Raw genomic sequence first — 4,005 nt, 5'->3', positions numbered from 1 at the left:
ACCCGTTCCCATTCCGAACACGATGGTTAAGCTTTATAGTGCCGATGGTACTGCAGGGGAAGCTCTGTGGAAGAGTAGGTCGTTGCCAGGTTATATGGTTTACTAGCTCAGTTGGTAGAGCACATGACTTTTAATCATGTTGTCCGGGGTTCGATTCCCCGGTAAGCCACCAAAAGAAACACTCATTAATGAGTGTTTCTTTTTTTATATTGTAGTATAATAAAAATGATATTGCCGTGGAAATTATAAAAATTGAATTTGTAATAATTTAAGGAGGATAATTAATGGATAAATGTTTAATAAAGCTTATAAATACATTTAGTGTTACTGGAAATGAAGATGAAATAAAAGATATTATAAAAAATGAATTGAGAGATATTAAATGCGAGATTAAGGAAGATAAAATAGGAAATATAATTGTAAAATTAGGACATGGCGAAGAGAAACTTATGATTTGTTCACATATGGATAGCATAGGTTTTATGGTTTCATATATAGAAGAAAATGGACTTATAAGAGCAGAGAAAATAGGCAATTTCGATTGTAATAATATATCTCACAGTTTTGTAAGATTTAAAAATGAAACTATAGGAAAACTTTTATTAAAAGATCATGAAATATTTATAGATATAGGGACAAAAAATAAGAAAACTACACTAAGTAAAGTCAAAGAAGGAGATACATCATGTTTAGTAGGACCTTATCTGGAGTTTCCTAGTAATGATTTAGTAAGTCCATCATTAGATAATAAAATAGGATGTTACATATTATTAAGATTAATAAAAGAATTAAAGAATACAAATAGAGAAATATATTTTGTTTTTTCATGTGAACAAAAATTAGGTGGAAGAGGGGTAAAATCTGCTGCTTATTTTATAGATCCTGATTTTTGTGTTATTATAGATTTAGTAAGTGCAAAAGATGCTATAGATTGCTTAAATAAGATTGAGTTGGATAAAGGTCCTGTGTTAAAGTTAATGGATAATTCAATTATAATGCATAAGTATATAAAAAGTATGCTTGAAGAAGCAGCGAATAAGGTAAATATAAATGTACAATATAGTGTGAATCCAGGAGGTTCTCAATGTGACTTAATACATAATGAAAGACCTGATATAAAGATAGGAGAAATAGCAGTACCTTGCAAATATAAAAATTCAATTTCAGAAATGGTTTCTATAAATGATATTGAAAATACCATCAGTATTATAAAAGAAGCAATATCAAGTTAAATGTGAATATACTTTTATTAAATTTTATATATAGACAAGTATAAAAAAAGCTCTAAATTTAAATTTTATTTAGAGCTTCTTTTAGTTTAGTCCAATCTTTTTGATACATAGAGTAAAATTCTTCATTTCTATTATAAGTTAGTGCAGAAGGATGATACATTGGGAATACATATCTTTTTAATTCATTATTAAAGTAAAGATCACCATGACATTCACCTATAGATTTAAAATTGGTTAATCTTTTTAATGGAACATTACCTAAAGTTACAATGATTTTAGGGTTAACTAATTTTATTTCTTCATTTAGTACTTCACGAAATAGATTTACTTCGGAAGTTTTAGGTGGTCTATTGCTTATAGTTGTTCTTCCAGAGGAACTTTCTTTTATCTTTATAGGTCTAAAAAAGCAAGTGTTTGTTATACGAACATCTTTTCTAGATAGTTCGATGGAGTTAAGATGCTTTTCGAAATTTTTTCCTGCAACTCCTACAAAGGGTTTTCCTTCTTCAACTTCTGTTTTTCCAGGAGCTTCTCCTACAAATAATATATTACAAGGAATAGGGCCATCTCCAGAAATGAAACCTCCAATTTTTTCTTCTGTATAAATTTCACTTATTTGCTTAATTTTTTGTTTTAAAATTTTATCCATATTTATAAAGACTCCCTTCATTAATTTATTTTAACATATTTTATTATAAACTATATATTTTATTATACATAACTATTATATATCAAAACAAAACATTTAGAACAAAATTGTATTCATACATTTGCCTTAAAAGTTGAAAATGATATAATAATACAAAAATCTTTAAAACATGTTTGGTAGGAGTGATATAAGTATGAATGTTCCACACGTAATGACGCCAGGTCCAACGGAAGTAAGAGAAAATGTGAGATTAGCAAGAAGTATTAGATGTACCAATCCAGATCTAGATTATAATTTTTATGATTTTTATAAAGAAACTTGTGAAAAAATAGGAAAATTATTAAATACTAAAAATCATGTGAGAATATTAAGTGGAGAAGGCATATTAGGACTAGAAGCAGCTTGTGCATCATTAACAGAAAAAGGAGATAGAGTTTTAGTAATAGCTAATGGAATATTTGGAGAAGGTTTTAGTGATTTCGTAAAAATATATGGTGGTGAAGTTGTATTTTTTAGAGGTAGTAGAAAAAGGGAAATAGATATAGGAGAATTAAAAAATTTTTTAGAAGTTGATAATAATTTTAAATATGCTACTATTGTACATTGTGATACACCTTCAGGAGTGTTAAATAATATATCATTAATAAGTCCATTATTAAAAGAGAAAGGGATTCTTACTGTAGTAGATAGTGTAGCTGCTATGGGAGGAGAAGAAGTAAGAACAGATGATTGGAAGATAGATATACTAATTGGTGGTTCACAAAAGTGCATTTCTGCTCCACCAGGGCTTACTATATTGAGTATAAGTGATGATGCTTTTAATTCTATGAAAATTAGAAAAAGTACTATAGCTTCTTTTTATTGTAATTTATTGAATTGGGAAAAGTATTATGAAAATAAGTTATTTCCATATACACCACCGATAAGTGATATATTTGGATTAAAAAGAGCTATAGATAACATGTTAGAAGATGAAGATATATTATGTAGGCATAAAAAAATAGCTATAGCTACTAGAAATGTAATTAGGGAAGCAGGATTAGAGTTGTATATTGAGGAAGGGTATTCTAGCACAGTTACTGTAGTCAAAGTTCCAGAAGGAATTGATGATAAGAAACTAAGAAACTATATGGTAGGTAAATATGATGTGATGATAGCGGGTTCATTCGGATATTTAGAGGGAAAGGTAATAAGAATAGGTCATATGGGTGAAAATGCAAGAATAGACAATGTGAGTCATACATTATTTGCTTTTCAAAAATCCCTAGAGTATTTTGGCTTTAAGTGTAAATGTGATATGTGCAGTTATTTTTTTAGAGAATTTTAAATTTATAAAAGTTTGACTCCACAAGTTTATATATTTTTGGAGTCAAGCCTTATACATAAAATGTATTGCTAATTTTGCAAAGTGCTAAAAATGCTTTCCATTTTCGTAATAGTTATTTTCTTCAAATACGGTGAAGAATATATCTACATCTTTATAACCTATATTATGTATAAAAGTAGTTATGCATTGAGCTACTTTATCTTGAATTTGTTGGCCTCTATCAAACCAAACTACTTCAATAAAAGGATACCCATTATCTATTAGGCCATTTTTTATAAATAAAGAAGGAATGTGCTCTATTGTAAAATAATTTTCTGGACAACCTATAACATTTGTTAATTCATTAATCAATTTAGTACTTATAGGTAAAATTTTTTCTTTATCAATACCTCTTATCTTTATTTGTGGCATTTGAATCACCTCCAAATAGTATTTTAACTTATTTAGTGAAAAAAACAAATATTAAACTTATAAATATATAATAAATTAAAGCAACACCTCCTTGTGTATCAACATGAGTATAAGTAAGAAAATTATACTTAAATTGAAGTAAAATGTATATAAATAGGTTTTAGTAATAAAATATCATATATACAATATGAAAAATATGATACAATAACACATGTCGCTTGAGAGAGTAGGCAGTTACTTAGAAAATCAAACATAAAAAAATATGTTGACAACTTCTTAAGTAACATGGTATTATGTTAAAGCTGTGTGATGCAGCAAGCTTAACAAAAAAAGAATTTAAAAAAGTTCTTGACAAGGTTAAGCAGACATGGTAAGATATAAAAGTC

The 4,005-nt window shown here is 27.7% G+C and carries 4 protein-coding genes, 1 tRNA gene and 1 rRNA gene; 4 read left to right on the top strand and 2 right to left on the bottom strand.

Annotated elements, in window-relative coordinates; translation table 11 throughout:
* The 3 genes from rrf to EG57_RS0224070 form a co-directional block, all read left to right on the top strand.
* A 5S ribosomal RNA gene (rrf, locus tag EG57_RS25615) occupies positions 1–91 on the top strand; the annotation flags it as partial.
* Between the two features lie 5 nt (positions 92–96).
* A tRNA-Lys gene (locus tag EG57_RS0224075) sits at positions 97–172 on the top strand.
* 112 nt (positions 173–284) lie between these two features.
* Positions 285–1,232, top strand: a complete 948-nt coding sequence (locus EG57_RS0224070; protein ID WP_032079620.1) for a zinc-binding metallopeptidase family protein — start codon at positions 285–287, stop codon at positions 1,230–1,232.
* A 58-nt stretch (positions 1,233–1,290) separates the two neighbouring features.
* Here the strand turns inward: EG57_RS0224070 and EG57_RS0224065 are convergent, their stop codons facing one another.
* Entirely contained in the window at positions 1,291–1,881 is a 591-nt protein-coding gene (locus EG57_RS0224065) for a uracil-DNA glycosylase (protein ID WP_032079619.1), read from the bottom strand.
* 193 nt (positions 1,882–2,074) lie between these two features.
* Here EG57_RS0224065 and EG57_RS0224060 point away from each other — a divergent pair, with 193 nt between their 5' ends.
* Entirely contained in the window at positions 2,075–3,208 is a 1,134-nt protein-coding gene (locus EG57_RS0224060; protein ID WP_032079618.1) for a pyridoxal-phosphate-dependent aminotransferase family protein, read from the top strand.
* Between the two features lie 84 nt (positions 3,209–3,292).
* On the opposite strand, the gene EG57_RS0224055 is transcribed toward EG57_RS0224060, so the two are convergent.
* Positions 3,293–3,619, bottom strand: coding sequence for a DUF1904 domain-containing protein (locus EG57_RS0224055; RefSeq protein ID WP_032079617.1), 327 nt, complete (start codon positions 3,617–3,619; stop codon positions 3,293–3,295).
* Positions 3,620–4,005: the final 386 nt, after the last annotated feature.

Origin of the sequence: Clostridium drakei (assembly GCF_000633595.2) — a bacterium.
GTDB lineage: Bacteria > Bacillota > Clostridia > Clostridiales > Clostridiaceae > Clostridium_AM > Clostridium_AM drakei.
This window is presented reverse-complemented; position numbering and strand designations above follow the sequence as displayed.

Bases quoted from the DNA above. Each gene is read 5' to 3' on its own strand.
- EG57_RS0224060 (WP_032079618.1), top strand. From the start codon at position 2,075: ATGAATGTTCCACACGTAATGACGCCAGGTCCAACGGAAGTAAGAGAA.
- EG57_RS0224055 (WP_032079617.1), bottom strand. From the start codon at position 3,619: ATGCCACAAATAAAGATAAGAGGTATTGATAAAGAAAAAATTTTACCT.
- EG57_RS0224070 (WP_032079620.1), top strand. From the start codon at position 285: ATGGATAAATGTTTAATAAAGCTTATAAATACATTTAGTGTTACTGGA.
- EG57_RS0224065 (WP_032079619.1), bottom strand. From the start codon at position 1,881: ATGGATAAAATTTTAAAACAAAAAATTAAGCAAATAAGTGAAATTTAT.